Below are 13763 nucleotides of genomic sequence, written 5' to 3'. Positions count from 1 at the left end.
AGTGGTGACCGCGCTGAACACCCCGCACGATCTGCCCACCACCCTCGGCGAGCTGCGCGCCGCCGGCCACCGGGAAAGGGGGGTCAAGCAGGAGATCGCCGAGAATCTGCTGGCCCGCCTCGCCGACGGCGCCGATCCGGCAACCCTGTGGCCCGGCATCTTCGGTTTCGAGGACACCGTGCTGCCGCAGCTGGAGCGAGCGCTGATCGCCGGCCACGACATTGTGCTGCTCGGCGAGCGCGGACAGGGCAAAACCCGGCTGCTGCGGGCCCTGACCGGGCTGCTCGACGAGTGGACGCCGGTGATCGCCGGCGCTGAACTCGGCGAACACCCCTATTCGCCGATCACGCCGGAGTCGATCCGGCGGGCCGCCGAACTCGGCGACGACCTGCCGGTGACGTGGCGGCACCGCAGCGAGCGCTACACCGAGAAACTCGCCACCCCCGACACGTCGGTCGCCGACCTGGTCGGCGACATCGACCCGATCAAGGTCGCCGAGGGCCGCAGCCTGGGAGACCCCGAGACCATCGCCTACGGCCTGATCCCGCGCGCGCACCGCGGCATCGTCGCCGTCAACGAACTGCCCGACCTCGCCGAGCGCATCCAGGTCGCGATGCTCAACGTGATGGAGGAGCGCGACATCCAGGTGCGCGGCTACACGCTGCGGCTGCCGCTGGACGTGCTGGTGGTCGCCAGCGCCAACCCGGAGGACTACACCAACCGCGGCCGCATCATCACCCCGCTCAAGGACCGCTTCGGCGCCGAGATCCGCACCCACTACCCGCTGGAGCTCGACGCGGAGGTCGGGGTGATCGCCCAGGAGGCCCACCTGAGCGCGGCCGTGCCCGACTACCTGCTGGCGGTGCTGGCCCGCTTCGCCCGCTACCTGCGCGAGTCCCGGTCGGTGGATCAGCGCTCGGGGGTGTCGGCCCGCTTCGCGATCGCGGCCGCGGAGACGGTCGCGGCGTCGGCGCGGCACCGTGGCGCGGTGCTGGGCGAGACCGACCCGGTGGCCCGGGTGGTCGACCTGGGCACGATCGTCGACGTACTGCGCGGAAAGCTGGAATTCGAATCCGGTGAGGAGGGCCGCGAACAGGCGGTGCTGGAACATCTGCTGCGCCGGGCCACCGCCGACACCGCCGCGCGGGTGCTGGGCGGGATCGACGTCGGGCCGCTGGTCGCCGCGGTCGAGAACACGGCGGTGACGACGGGGGAGCGGGTGTCGGCCAAAGCGGTGCTGGCGGCACTGCCGGATCTGCCGGTCATCGACGCCGTCGCGCAGCGGCTGGGTGCCGAATCTGATGGCGAACGCGCCGCGGCACTCGAATTGGCTTTGGAGGCACTGTATCTGGCCAAGCGGATCGACAAGACCGCCGATGAGGGCGAAACCGTCTATGGCTAGAAGTCACGCCTCGCGGTATTCGGCCTACACCGGTGGGCCGGACCCATTGGCGCCGCCGGTCGACCTGGCCGAGGCGCTGGAGGAGATCGGCCGCGACGTGATGGAGGGGACATCGCCGCGGCGAGCCCTGCAGGAGCTGCTGCGCCGCGGCACCAAAACCATGACCGGGGCCGACCGGCTGGCCGCCGAGGCGCAGCGGCGCCGACGGGAGCTGTTGCGCCGCAACAATTTGGACGGAACGCTGGCAGAGGTCAAGAAGCTGCTCGACGAGGCGGTGCTGGCCGAACGCAAAGAGTTGGCCCGCGCGCTTGACGACGACGCCCGGTTCGCCGAGATGCAGATCGAGGGGCTTTCGCCGTCGCCGGCCAAGGCGGTGCAGGAATTGGCCGACTACAACTGGCGCAGCGCGCAAGCCCGGCAGTCCTACGAGAAGATCAAGGACCTGCTCGGCCGTGAGATGCTCGACCAGCGCTTCGCCGGGATGAAGCAGGCGCTGGAGGGCGCCACCGACGAAGACCGGCAACGCGTCACCGAGATGCTTGATGATCTCAACGAGCTGCTGGACAAGCACGCCCGCGGCCAGGACACCCCGCAAGACTTCCAACAGTTCATGGCAAAGCACGGCGAGTTCTTCGGCGAGAACCCGCAAAACGTCGAAGAGCTGCTCGACTCGCTGGCCCACCGGGCCGCCGCCGCGCAGCGCTTCCGCAACAGCCTGAGCGCCGAACAGCGCGCCGAGCTGGATGCGTTGGCCGAGCAGGCGTTCGGCTCCCCGGCGTTGCAGCAGGCGCTGGGACGCCTGGATGCGCATCTGCAGGCGGCCCGACCGGGGGAGGACTGGACCGGCTCGTCGGAGTTCTCCGGCGACAATCCGCTCGGGATGGGGGAGGGCGCTCAGGCCCTGTCCGATATCGCCGAGCTCGAGCAGCTGGCCGAGCAACTGTCGCAGGCCTACCCGGGCGCCAGCATGGACGACGTCGACCTCGATGCGCTGGCCCGCCAGCTCGGCGACCAGGCTGCCATCGATGCGGCGACGCTGGCCGAGCTGGAACGCGCACTGCTCAACCAAGGGTTCCTGGACCGCAGCTCCGACGGGCAATGGCGGCTGTCACCCAAGGCGATGCGCCGGCTCGGCGAAACGGCGTTACGTGATGTGGCGCGGCAACTTTCGGGGCGTCGGGGTGAACGCGACCACCGCCGGGCCGGGGCCGCCGGCGAACTGACCGGGGCGACCCGGCCGTGGCAGTTCGGCGACACCGAGCCGTGGAACGTCACGCGCACCCTGACCAATGCGGTGCTGCGGGAAGTCGCCGAACCGGGCACCAGGGCCGGAAACCGGCTGTCGATCAGCGTCGAGGACGTCGAGGTGTCCGAGACCGAGACCCGCACCCAGTCGGCCGTGGCGCTGCTGGTGGACACGTCGTTCTCGATGGTGATGGACAATCGCTGGCTGCCGATGAAACGCACCGCCCTGGCATTGAACCACCTGATCAGCACCCGGTTTCGCTCGGATGCGTTGCAGATCATCGCCTTTGGGCGCTACGCCCGCACCGTGACCGCCGCCGAGCTGACCGGTTTGGAGGGCGTCTACGAGCAGGGCACCAACCTGCATCACGCGCTGGCCTTGGCCAGCCGGCACCTGCGCCGGCACCCCAACGCCCAGCCCGTGGTGCTGGTCGTCACCGACGGGGAACCGACCGCGCATCTGGAGGACTACGATGGCGCAGGCGCGGGTTCTGCTGTGTTTTTTGATTACCCGCCGCACCCGCGGACGATCGCCTACACCGTCAAGGGCTTCGACGACGTCTCCCGGCTCGGTGCGCAGGTGACGATCTTCCGGCTCGGCGACGACCCCGGTCTGGCCCGGTTCATCGACCAGGTGGCGCGGCGCGTCGAGGGCCGTGTCGTGGTTCCCGAACTCGACGGACTGGGCGCCGCGGTGGTCGGCGACTACCTGAGGTCGCGGCGCCGCTGAGCCTCACCGGGACAGCAGCCGCTGCTTCTGCTCGGCGAACTCCGCTTCGGTCAGGTATCCGGCGTCGTGGAGTTGGCCGAGTTCCCGGATCCCGGCGGCCAGTTCGATGACCGAGTTCGCCGGTGGCTGAGGCGCCGCAGTCGGCGAGCATGCGTCCGATGATTGCGCCGGCGCCTTGCTCTCGGCAGCGGCCGTCGGCTTGCCCTGCTGGCCGCGGTTCTGATTGATGGCGCCGGCCAGCGCACTGCCGCCCATACCCGCCAGGGCCATCTGACCGAATGCTGTTCCCAGCCCGGCCGGCGAGGGACCGGCGGCACTGCTGAGCGGTGTCGAGTAGCTGGCGTGGCGGATCTCCGGGGCTGCCTCGGCCCAATTCGGCGGCACCGACAACGCGCCGAGCGGTAATGCGCGACCGACCTTGACCGACTCGTGGGGCACTCGAAGGTTCTCGGTCGACGGCACCTCCGTCGTCGCTCCCAATTGGCTCAGGGCCTCCAAGATGTTTCGCTGGCCGCCGTACAGCAAATCCTGGGTGTCGAAAATCTCTCGGGAGTCCATCTCCGCGTAATACGCCGCCTCGACGGCCATCACAAGACTGATGACCGACAACGGAAACGCGACGACCGACAACGGCAGGGCGATACCGAGGGCCGTCTCGTCGGCAAGAATGCCCAGCAGGTCGAGCAGCCCCAGGGGCGGCTCCGCCTGCATCGGCAGCACGGTAGGTGCGGCCTGGGTCGGGCCGGCTCCCTGGAGCGTAGAGGCCAGCTGAGACGGCAACGTCTGCGCGTTGCTGCCTGCGGTGTTACCCGCGGCGTTCTGAAGTGCGGCAGCTTGGCCCAGCGGCCCAGCCGGGTTGGCGGTCTGCGGTGGCGGCTGGAACGGCTCCAACACGGTCGCGGTCGCTGACAGCGACGCGTAGCTGTACATCGCGGCGGCGTCCTGGGCCCACATTTCGGCGTAGTGGGCTTCGTTGGCCGCGATCGCCGCCGCGTTCTGCCCCAATATGTTGGTGGCCAACAAGGTCAGCAAGGCAGCCCGGTTGGCCGCGATCACCGGTGGGGGCACCACCATCGCAAACGTCGCCTCGTAGGCGGCCACGGCGGCCTTGGCCTGCATCCCGGTCTGCTCCGCCTGGGCGGAGGTGGCATGCAACCACGAGATGAAGGGCGTGATCGAGGCCGCCATCGCCGCCGAGGAGGGGCCCAACCATGGCCCGCTCGTCAGCCCAGAGACCACCGAGGCATAGGCCGTGGCGGCCAGGTGGAGTTCGGTGGCGAGCCCATCCCACGCCGTGGCAGCGGCGAGCATCGGACCCGGGCCGGCCCCGGCATACATCAGCCCGGAGTTCACCTCCGGTGGAAGCGCCGCGAAATCCATTTCTCAACCCCGGGCGGTTTGCGGCATCCGGACCACGCTGTTACCGGTGGCCCGTGGGTGCGCGCCGGTAATGTGGTTCATTGCAGGTGCATCCCTCCGGTCTGGGTGATCTGAGGCATCTGGGTTGCTGCCGGTCTGATCTTTCGATCAATCCGCCCACCGCATCTCCCGCGCGCTCAACACCCCGGGATGGCATACGCGCCGTCAACGCCGACGCTGCTCTGGAGGACGTAATTCCATTCTCCGAGCGGGTACCGGTCGGTCGCCATGGTGTTTGACACCCATTCGCGGGCCGCGGCAACCCGTATGGACAATCGGGTGCGACGAAGACGATGGTGGTGGTATGTACCGTTGGACAGCGGTCGTCGACAGGTTTCGGCGGCGAGCGCGGGCGCCCGCGCGCGGGCTGTTTCGCCGGGTCGTTCTGATCAACGGTCTGGTCTTCACCTTCGGCACGCTGGTGCTCGCCATGTCGCCGGCAACCGTTTCCGGGCCCGTCCGACTGACCGAGATTCCGGTCCTGGTGGTCGGGTTGGCGGTCGTGGTAGGCGCCAACGCGCTGCTGCTGCGGTCGAGCCTGGCGCCGCTGGATCGGCTCGCGGCGTCGATGAGGCGCGTCGATCTGCTGCGGCGCACCGACCGGGTGCACGACCCGGGCGACGGTGACCTGCACCATCTCATCGAATCCTTCAACGGCATGCTGGACCGGCTCGAATCGGAGCGGGCCTCCTCGAGTGCGTTGGCGTTGACCGTGCAGGAGAACGAGCGGCAGCGCATCGCCAGGGAGTTGCACGACCAGATCGGTCAGACCCTCACCGTCGCTCTGCTCACCCTCAAGCGGGCCGTCGACGCGGCTCCCGCGGAGATCCGCGGTGACCTCGCCGACGCCCAGGAGATCGTCCGGGCCAGCCTCGACGAGGTGCGCAGCATCGCCCGCCGGCTGCGCCCGGATGCGCTGGAAGACCTCGGCCTGCGCAGCGCACTGCAGGCGCTGTGCAACCAATTCACCCAGGCGACCGGCATCGACGTCGTCAAACAGGTTGCCCCACAAGCCGATCAGCTGACCCCGGATCTCAGCCTGGTCTGCTACCGCATCGCCCAGGAGAGCCTGACCAACATCGCCCGCCATTCCGGAGCGCAGAAGGCGTGGCTGGACCTGCACGTCAACGCCGAATCAGAGCTGACGCTGCGGATCGCCGACAACGGCAAGGGCGGGGTGAGCGTCGAAGGCGCCGGAATCACCGGAATGCGCGAACGCGCCCTGCTGGTGCATGCCACCCTGACCATCACATCCCCGAGCAACGAGGGAACCGAAGTCAAGCTGGTGGTGCCGGCCCGAGCGAGCGCGGGAGGCCAGTGATGGTGCTACAGCCGGCGCGCATCATGCTCGCCGACGACCACGCCCTGGTGCGCAGTGGGCTGCGGATGATCCTGGATGCCGAGCCCGACCTGTGCGTGGTGGCGGAGGCGGCCGACGGATCCGAGGCGCTCGCAGCCCTGCAGAACACCCCGGTCGACCTGGCCATCCTCGACATCGCGATGCCGCGGATGACCGGGCTGCAGGCCGCCCGGGAGATCAACCGCAGCCATCCCCATGTGCGGGTGCTGATGCTGTCGATGCACGACAACGAGCAGTACTTCTTCGAAGCCCTCAAAGCGGGCGCGTCGGGCTACGTCCTGAAATCGGTGGCCGACCGCGACCTGCTCGAGGCGTGCCGGGCGACCATGCGCGGGGAGCCGTTTCTGTACGCCGGCGCGGTGACCGCGCTGATCCGGGACTACCTGCACCGCTCCCGGCAGGGCGACGACTTACCGGACAACATTCTCACCCCGCGCGAAGAGGAAGTGCTGAAGCTGATCGCCGAAGGCTTCTCAGCGCGCGAGATCGCCAAAACACTGGGGATCAGCGCCAAAACCGTCGACCGCCACCGGACGAACACCCTGCAGAAGCTGGGCCTGCGCGACCGCTTGGCACTCACCCGTTACGCAATCAGGGCGGGCCTGATCGAGGCCTAGCGGCGTTCGCAAGCGCGGCCGAGCCGGGCGCAGCCGGACGCCGCCATTGGGCCCGATGGGGGTTCAACCCCCCACCGAATGGGGGTTGTATTCCATGGCGCGCGGCCGCATCTGCACAGAAACTGGAATTAGTTGCGGTGGGAGATGCAGTGCACGTTTGAGCGGGGCTCGATGTGCCTGTCGTTGTCGCGACCGGCTGTGGTGCTGCCCGGCGCCGCCCGTGTATCAGATGTGTTGTACCAGAACTGATTCCATTGCTTGGATCAATTCGTCTTGTGGAGCGTGATGCTAGCGATACTGCTTGCCCACACGGTGGGCGCCGCTGCGGCACCGGCATTAGTGCGTAGGTGGGGTCGGTCGGCGTTCTATCCGCTGGGCTTGATTCCGCTGGTATCGCTGGTGTGGGTGGTGCTGAACTGGCCGACTGGCCCTGCCGACGATCACCGAACGGTGGTGTCGTGGGTGCCCGGCCTGGCATTGAACATCGCACTGCGCTTCGACGCGCTCTCGGCGATCATGAGTGTGCTGGCGTTGGGCATCGGCGCCCTGGTGCTGTTCTACTGTGCCGAATACTTCCGCCCGGTCAGCGCCCAGGCGGTCACCGATCCGCGGCTGCCCAGCTTCGCCGCGAAGATGGTCGGGTTCGCCGGGGCCATGTTCGGGCTGATGGTCGCCGACAACATGCTGCTGCTGTACGTCTTCTGGGAACTGACCACGGTGCTGTCGTTCCTACTGGTCGGCCACTACGCCGAACGCTCCATCAACCGCCGTGCCGCCACCCAGGCGTTGCTGGTGACCACTGCCGGTGGCCTGGCCATGCTGGTCGGCATCATCATGCTGGGCAACACCGCCGGCACGTACCTGCTCTCGGAGCTGGTCACCGATCCGCCGTCCGGGACGGTCGTCACCGTCGGCGTGCTGCTGGTGCTGGTCGGCGCGCTGAGCAAGTCGGCGATCGTCCCGCTGCATTTCTGGCTGCCGGGTGCGATGGCGGCGCCGACCCCGGTCAGCGCCTACCTGCACGCCGCTGCGATGGTCAAGGCCGGGATCTATCTGGTGGCGCGGCTGACGCCGGGGTTCGCCGACTCGCCGGGATGGCGGCCGACGGTGGTGGTGCTGGGTCTGGCCACCGCCCTGCTGGCCGGGTGGCGCGCGGTCCGCGAGTACGACCTGAAGCTGCTGTTGGCCTACAGCACCGTCAGCCAACTGGGGCTGATGATCATGCTGGTCGGAGCCGGCGGGGCCGATCTGATGCTGGCCGGGCTGACCGCCATGTGTGCGCATGCCGCGGCCAAGGCAACGCTGTTCATGGTGGTCGGCATCATCGACCACGCCACCGGCACCCGCGACCTACGCGAGCTGGCCGGGCTGCGACGACGCTGCCCCTGGTTGTTCGTGATCGCCGCCGCCGCCGCGGCCAGCATGGCCGGGGTGCCACCGTTCGTCGGCTTCATCGCCAAGGAGACCATTTTCGGGACCGAGGCGCAGGCCCCGGCCCTGGGGGCTGCCGGCCCGTACGTGTTGGGCGCCGCGGTGCTCGCCTCGATGTTCACCGTGATCTACAGTGCACGGTTTCTGTGGGGCGGCTTCGCCGGTAAAGGCCGTACCGCGCCCAGCCGCCACGTCGCCGAACTGCACCGCCCGCGCGCGGCGTTTTTGGTGCCCCCGGCGGTGCTCGCCGCTGCCAGCCTGATCCTGGGTCTGTGTGCGCTCGGCCTCGACACGGTGCTGCACGGCTACGCCGACACGGTGCCCGAAGGCAGCGACTACCACCTGGCGCTGTGGCACGGCGCGGGGCTACCGGTGTACCTGTCGGCGGCGGTACTGCTGGTCGGCACCGGTGTCTTCGTCGCACGCGGTCCGCTGCGGCTGACCCGGCTGCGCCGGTTGCCGCTGGGCAAGGCCGATCAGCTCTACGACGATTTCCTTCGGGTGCTCGATGTGGCGGCCGTGCGGCTGACCGGGGTCACCCAACGCGGTTCACTGCCCATCAACCAGGCGATGATCTTCGCGACGCTGGTGCTGCTTCCGGTGACGGCGCTGGCGTTGGGAGCGCGCAACCGAGTCGATCTGCAGCTGTGGGACACCCCGCTGCAATTGACCGTCGCGGTGCTGGTGGTCGCCGGCGGTATCGGTGCCACGGTGGCGCGTAACCGGTTGTCGGCGGTGCTGATGGTCGGTGTGACCGGCTACGGCTGCGCCGCGGCGTTCGCCTTCCACGGCGCACCCGATCTGGCGTTGACCCAGTTGCTCGTCGAGACCGTGACACTGGTGATCTTCGTGCTGGTGTTGCGCACGCTTCCCGCGGAGTCGGAGCGGCCCACGATGGCGCGCAACCGGCTGCCGCGCATAGCGCTGGCGGTGTCGGTGGGCATCAGCGTCGCGGTGCTGGCGGCCTTCGCGATGGCGGCCCGCAGCCAGGACGGTGTCTCGGTGGCGTTGGGGGAGGCCGCGTATGTCCGCGGCCACGGCGCCAACACCGTCAACGTGCTGCTGGTCGACGTCCGGGCCTGGGACACCCTCGGCGAGATCTCGGTGTTGCTGGTGGCCGCGACCGGGGTGGCCTCGATGGTCTTCCGAACCCGGCGGTTCGGCCGGGCACCACGCATCGCCGATGCCGGTGCGCACCGCACGGCCGGCCTGGTCGTCCCGGCCACCCCGTACAGTCCGGCGATCGGATCCACCACCTGGCTGCGCGGCAGCGCCTACCACGATCCCAACCAGCGGTCGCTGGTGTTGGAGGTCGCGACCCGCGCCATCTTCCCGCTGATCATGGTGGTCTCGCTGTATTTCCTGTTCGCCGGGCACAACTATCCGGGCGGTGGTTTCGCCGGCGGGCTGGCCGCCGGGCTGGGGCTGGTGCTGCGTTATCTGGCGGGCGGGCGATACGAGCTCGGCGAGACGCTGCCGCTGGACTCCGGGAAGATTCTCGGCGTCGGGCTGAGCCTGGTCGGCGGCACGGCGCTGGGGTCGCTGCTGCTCGGTGCTCCGGTGCTGTCCTCGGCGGTGCTGTCGTTCAGCCTGCCGGTGGTGGGCGACGTCAAGATGGTCACCGCATTGTTCTTCGACATCGGCGTCTACCTGGTGGTGGTCGGCATGGTGCTCGACGTGTTGCGCAGCCTGGGCGTCCGGCTCGACCAGGAGCTGGAATCGCAGGCCCGCGCCCGATCGCTGGCAGGAGTGTCATGACCGCGCATCTGGTTCCGCTGCTGATGGCCGCCGGCCTCACCTCGTGCGGGGTGTACATGCTGCTGGAACGCAGCCTCACCCGAACGCTGCTGGGCCTGATGATGATCGGCAATGCCATCAACCTGCTGATCATCGATGTCTCCGGGCCGGGCGGCAGCCCGCCGATCTACAACAGCACCGAGGGCATGGAGACCGACGCCGACCCGTTGGCGCAGGCCATGGTGCTGACTGCCATCGTCATCACCATGGGCATCGGCGCGTTCGTGCTGGCGCTGACCTACCGCTCCTACCACCTGACGACGACCGAGGACATCGGCGACGACTGGGAGGCGACCCGGGTGTCTCAGCTCTCCGACGAGGAGATCATCGCCGCCGAGGAGGACCCCGGTGTGCTGGTGCCCGCCGGTGAACTGGACGCCGTCAGTGAGGAGCCACGGTGAGTCTCGCCGCCGTCTTGATGCCGCTGCCGGTGCTGCTACCCACGCTGGGTGCCGCCCTGACCCTCATCGTCGGCCGGCGTCCCAGGGTGCAGCGCCCGATCACCATCGCGGTGCTGTGCGCGGTGGCCGCCGTCAGCGCCGCCTTGCTGTACCTGACCGACCGGGACGGGACGCTGGTGTTGCACGTCGGCGGCTGGGGGCCGACGGAGCAGAAGCTCGGCCCGCTGGGCATCACCCTGGTGGTCGACCGACTCTCGGCGCTGATGCTGGTGGTGTCGGCGATCGTGCTGCTGACGGTGATGGTCTACGCGATCGGGCAGGGCGTGCGCGACGGCGACGACCGCCAGCCGGTGTCGATCTTCCTGCCCACCTATCTGACCCTGGCCACCGGCGTCTCGCTGGCCTTTCTGGCCGGTGACCTGTTCAACCTGTTCGTCGGCTTCGAGATGCTGCTGGCCGCGAGCTTCGTCTTGCTGACCATCGGGGCCAGCGCCGAACGGATCCGGGCCGGCATCGGCTACGTGATGGTGTCGATGGCGTCATCGTTGATCTTCCTGTTCGGTATTGCCCTGGTCTATGCCGCGACCGGCACGCTGAACCTGGCCGAGCTGGCCACCCGCACCGGCGACCTGCCCGCCGGGACCCGCAGCGCGGTGTTCGCGGTGTTACTGGTGGCGTTCGGCATCAAGGCCGCCGTCTTCCCGCTGTCGGCGTGGTTGCCCGACTCCTATCCGACCGCGCCGGCACCGATCACCGCGGTGTTCGCCGGGATCCTGACCAAGATCGGTGTCTACGCGATCATCCGCGCGCATTCGCTGCTGTTCCCCGATGGCGGACTGGACTCGGTGTTGTTGGTGGCGGCGTTGTTGACCATGCTGGTCGGAATTTTCGGCGCCGTCGCGCAGAGCGACATCAAGCGGCTGCTGTCCTTCACGTTGGTCAGCCACATCGGCTTCATGATGTTCGGAGTGGCGCTGTCGAGCCGGTTGGGCATGACCGGCGCCATCTTCTACGTGATGCACCACATCATCGTGATGACGACACTGTTCCTGGCGGCCGGATTGATCGAACGCCAGGGCGGTGCATCGTCGATGCAGCGCCTGGGCGGCTTGGGCGCCAATCCGCTGCTGGCGTTCGTGTTCTTGATTCCGGCGTTCAACCTCGGTGGTATCCCACCTTTTTCAGGTTTCATCGGCAAGACCGCGGTGCTGCAGGCCGGAGCCGACGACGGTTCGGTGCTGGCCTGGTGTCTGGTGGGCGGCGCTGTGGTCACCAGCCTGCTGACGCTGTATGTGCTGGCTCGGGTGTGGACACGGGCGTTCTGGCGCCGGCGGGTCGATGCCCCCGAGGCTGCGCTGGTCAACGCCACTCCGCCGGTGCTGCTCGACGACGTCGCCGAGGTCGCCTACGACGACCGCGACGACGTGGGCCGGATGCCGACCTGGATGCTGGCCCCCACCCTCGCCCTGATCGGGTTCGGGCTGGCGATGACCGCGCTGGCCGGCCCGATCTTCGCCTACAGCGAGCGTGCCGCGGCCGAGGTCCTCGACCGGGGCGAATACATCTCGGCCGTGCTGTCGGGGGGTGACTCGTGAGGGCGATAGCGCTGCGGATTTTCGCGGTGTCGGCGTTGGCGACCATCTGGACGCTGTTATGGGGCCGGTTCACCATCCCCAACATCGTCGTCGGGGTGGTGGTCGCGACGCTGATCCTGGTATTGCTGCCGTTACCGCCGGTGCCGGTCCAGGGCCGCGTGCATCCGCTGGCGATGCTGCAGTTGGCGGGGCTGTTCGCCTGGTATCTGCTGGTCTCGAGCTTCCAACTGATGTGGTTGGCGATCAAGCCCGGCCCCCCACCACTGACCGGGGTGCTGCGGGTGCCGGTGAATATCAAATCCGATCTGGTGCTGGTGCTGGCTTCGGCCATCACCACGTTGATCCCCGGGTCGATCGTGCTGGAGATCGACCAGGTGCGCCGGATTCTGTATTGCCACGTGATCGATGCCGGATCGGCGCGGTCGGTCGAGCGGTTCCTCGCGCAGGTCGCCCAGGTAGAGCGACTTTTGATAGCCGCTTTCGAGCGCGACGACGAATGGCAGCCGGCGGGAGGAACTGCATGACCGTCATCTGGGCAACCGCGGGCGTGTTGCTGGGGGCCGCCGCGATCATCACCATGTATCGGCTACTGGCCGGGCCCAGCACGCTGGACCGACTGGTGGCGCTGGACACGCTGGCCGCGATGACCATGTGCGGTATCGGCATCTGGGCCGCGGTCAGCCGGGACACCACGGCGACCTACAGCCTGGCGGCACTGGCGCTGGTCGGCTTCATCGGATCGGTGAGCGTGGCCCGGTTCCGGGTGCCCGACGATCCCGAACTGCGGAGGCAGCCATGATCGTTCTCGACGTGATCGCCGGAGTGCTGGTGCTCGCCGGGGCCGTGCTGGCGCTGACGGCGGCGATCGGGGTGGTGCGGTTCGGCGATACGTTGGCGCGAATGCACTCGGCCACCAAACCGCAGGTGCTGGGCCTGCTGTTAGTGCTGGCCGGTGCGTTGATCCGGCTGCGCGGCAGCCACGACGCGGGGATGGTCACCGTGAGCATCATCTTCACGCTGATCACCGCGCCGGTCGTTGCGCACCGGGTCGGCCGGTTGGCCTACCAGGAACAGGACATGACCGAGGTGCTCAGTTTCGACCAGTTGGGCGAACTCAGCGAGGAGGATCAGGCCTCGCGCTGAGGGCGGCGCTGACCTGGCCGCAGCACCGCGACCAGAAAATCCGAATCGCCGGTGAAGGGCCGCAGGTCCCAGGTGCCCAGCAGCAGATCGGTGGTGAGCCCGGCGGCCGCGGCGTCGTCGAAGAACTGGTCGAACCCGTAGTCGCGGTCGGCGCCGAAACCGATGACGACGCGCCCGTCTTCGGCGCAGTGGCGGTGCAGCCGGCGCAGGATCTCGACGCGGGTGCTCGGGGCGACGAACGTCATGACATTGCCGGCCGACACGATCACGTCGAACGGCTCGGCGATGCCGCGGGCGGGCAAGTCGAGTTCGGCCAGGTCGCCGACGAGGTAGCGCGGCCCGGGATGATCCTGCTCGGCGGCCGCGATGAGCTCCGGGTCGACATCGACACCGACCACGTCATGACCGGCCGCCGCCAAGACGCCCGCCACCCGGCCGGGACCGCAGCCGGCGTCGAGGATGCGGGCGCTGCGCGGGGCCATCGCGTCGACGAAACGCGCTTCGCCCGCCAAATCCTTACCGGCACGGGCCATTTGGCGGAAACGTTCGATGTACCACTGGGAGTGCCCGGGATCGGCGGCGACTTTCTGCATCCAGAGGCTCTGCTCGACCATGGGTGCATT

General features: G+C 68.6%; 12 protein-coding genes. 10 read left to right on the top strand and 2 right to left on the bottom strand.

Annotation, left to right across the window (positions count from 1 at the left end):
• Positions 1-13 precede the first annotated feature (13 nt).
• On the top strand, positions 14-1402 hold the full coding sequence (locus A5694_RS01915) for a sigma 54-interacting transcriptional regulator (RefSeq protein ID WP_064920181.1): 1389 nt from the start codon (positions 14-16) through the stop codon (positions 1400-1402).
• A complete protein-coding gene (locus A5694_RS01910) occupies positions 1377-3377 on the top strand; it encodes a VWA domain-containing protein (protein WP_428844250.1) in 2001 nt (666 codons plus the stop codon). Before A5694_RS01915 ends, A5694_RS01910 begins: the two co-directional genes overlap by 26 nt.
• A gap of 3 nt (positions 3378-3380) precedes the next feature.
• On the opposite strand, the gene A5694_RS01905 is transcribed toward A5694_RS01910, so the two are convergent.
• Positions 3381-4757, bottom strand: a complete 1377-nt coding sequence (locus A5694_RS01905) for a PPE family protein, SVP subgroup (protein ID WP_064920155.1) — start codon at positions 4755-4757, stop codon at positions 3381-3383.
• 343 nt (positions 4758-5100) lie between these two features.
• On the opposite strand from A5694_RS01905, the gene A5694_RS01900 reads away from it, so the two are divergent.
• From A5694_RS01900 to A5694_RS01865, 8 genes are all read left to right on the top strand, one after another.
• Entirely contained in the window at positions 5101-6117 is a 1017-nt protein-coding gene (locus A5694_RS01900) for a HAMP domain-containing sensor histidine kinase (protein WP_064920154.1), read from the top strand.
• Positions 6117-6773, top strand: coding sequence for a response regulator transcription factor (locus A5694_RS01895; RefSeq protein WP_064920153.1), 657 nt, complete (start codon positions 6117-6119; stop codon positions 6771-6773). Before A5694_RS01900 ends, A5694_RS01895 begins: the two co-directional genes overlap by 1 nt.
• A 285-nt stretch (positions 6774-7058) precedes the next feature.
• Positions 7059-9962 (top strand): Na+/H+ antiporter subunit A, encoded by a 2904-nt coding sequence (locus A5694_RS01890; protein WP_064920152.1) that lies wholly within the window; start codon positions 7059-7061, stop codon positions 9960-9962.
• On the top strand, positions 9959-10402 hold the full coding sequence (locus A5694_RS01885) for a Na(+)/H(+) antiporter subunit C (RefSeq protein WP_064920151.1): 444 nt from the start codon (positions 9959-9961) through the stop codon (positions 10400-10402). Before A5694_RS01890 ends, A5694_RS01885 begins: the two co-directional genes overlap by 4 nt.
• Positions 10399-11997, top strand: coding sequence for a Na+/H+ antiporter subunit D (locus A5694_RS01880; RefSeq protein ID WP_234786475.1), 1599 nt, complete (start codon positions 10399-10401; stop codon positions 11995-11997). The genes A5694_RS01885 and A5694_RS01880 overlap by 4 nt, the downstream gene beginning before the upstream one ends.
• Positions 11994-12521, top strand: coding sequence for a Na+/H+ antiporter subunit E (locus A5694_RS01875; RefSeq protein ID WP_064920150.1), 528 nt, complete (start codon positions 11994-11996; stop codon positions 12519-12521). The genes A5694_RS01880 and A5694_RS01875 overlap by 4 nt, the downstream gene beginning before the upstream one ends.
• Complete coding sequence (locus A5694_RS01870) at positions 12518-12796, top strand: monovalent cation/H+ antiporter complex subunit F (RefSeq protein ID WP_064920149.1); 279 nt, start codon at positions 12518-12520, stop codon at positions 12794-12796. The genes A5694_RS01875 and A5694_RS01870 overlap by 4 nt, the downstream gene beginning before the upstream one ends.
• Positions 12793-13140 carry a monovalent cation/H(+) antiporter subunit G gene (locus A5694_RS01865; protein ID WP_064920148.1) on the top strand — a complete coding sequence of 116 codons (348 nt, stop codon included), beginning with the start codon at positions 12793-12795 and terminating at the stop codon, positions 13138-13140. Before A5694_RS01870 ends, A5694_RS01865 begins: the two co-directional genes overlap by 4 nt.
• Here A5694_RS01865 and A5694_RS01860 read toward each other — a convergent pair.
• Entirely contained in the window at positions 13125-13754 is a 630-nt protein-coding gene (locus tag A5694_RS01860; RefSeq protein WP_064920147.1) for a class I SAM-dependent methyltransferase, read from the bottom strand. The genes A5694_RS01865 and A5694_RS01860 overlap by 16 nt on opposite strands.
• Between the last annotated feature and the right edge of the window lie 9 nt (positions 13755-13763).

This window comes from Mycolicibacter sinensis (assembly GCF_001667945.1).
Classification (GTDB): domain Bacteria; phylum Actinomycetota; class Actinomycetes; order Mycobacteriales; family Mycobacteriaceae; genus Mycobacterium; species Mycobacterium sinense_B.
The sequence above is the reverse complement of the archived record's forward strand: the minus strand, read 5'-3'. Positions and strand labels throughout refer to the sequence as shown.

What these genes read in the sequence shown, in the direction of transcription:
- A5694_RS01910 (WP_428844250.1), top strand. Translation starts at nt 1,377, where the DNA reads ATGAGGGCGAAACCGTCTATGGCTAGAAGTCACGCCTCGCGGTATTCG.
- A5694_RS01905 (WP_064920155.1), bottom strand. Translation starts at nt 4,757, where the DNA reads ATGGATTTCGCGGCGCTTCCACCGGAGGTGAACTCCGGGCTGATGTAT.
- A5694_RS01900 (WP_064920154.1), top strand. Translation starts at nt 5,101, where the DNA reads ATGTACCGTTGGACAGCGGTCGTCGACAGGTTTCGGCGGCGAGCGCGG.
- A5694_RS01895 (WP_064920153.1), top strand. Translation starts at nt 6,117, where the DNA reads ATGGTGCTACAGCCGGCGCGCATCATGCTCGCCGACGACCACGCCCTG.
- A5694_RS01890 (WP_064920152.1), top strand. Translation starts at nt 7,059, where the DNA reads ATGCTAGCGATACTGCTTGCCCACACGGTGGGCGCCGCTGCGGCACCG.
- A5694_RS01885 (WP_064920151.1), top strand. Translation starts at nt 9,959, where the DNA reads ATGACCGCGCATCTGGTTCCGCTGCTGATGGCCGCCGGCCTCACCTCG.
- A5694_RS01870 (WP_064920149.1), top strand. Translation starts at nt 12,518, where the DNA reads ATGACCGTCATCTGGGCAACCGCGGGCGTGTTGCTGGGGGCCGCCGCG.
- A5694_RS01865 (WP_064920148.1), top strand. Translation starts at nt 12,793, where the DNA reads ATGATCGTTCTCGACGTGATCGCCGGAGTGCTGGTGCTCGCCGGGGCC.
- A5694_RS01860 (WP_064920147.1), bottom strand. Translation starts at nt 13,754, where the DNA reads ATGGTCGAGCAGAGCCTCTGGATGCAGAAAGTCGCCGCCGATCCCGGG.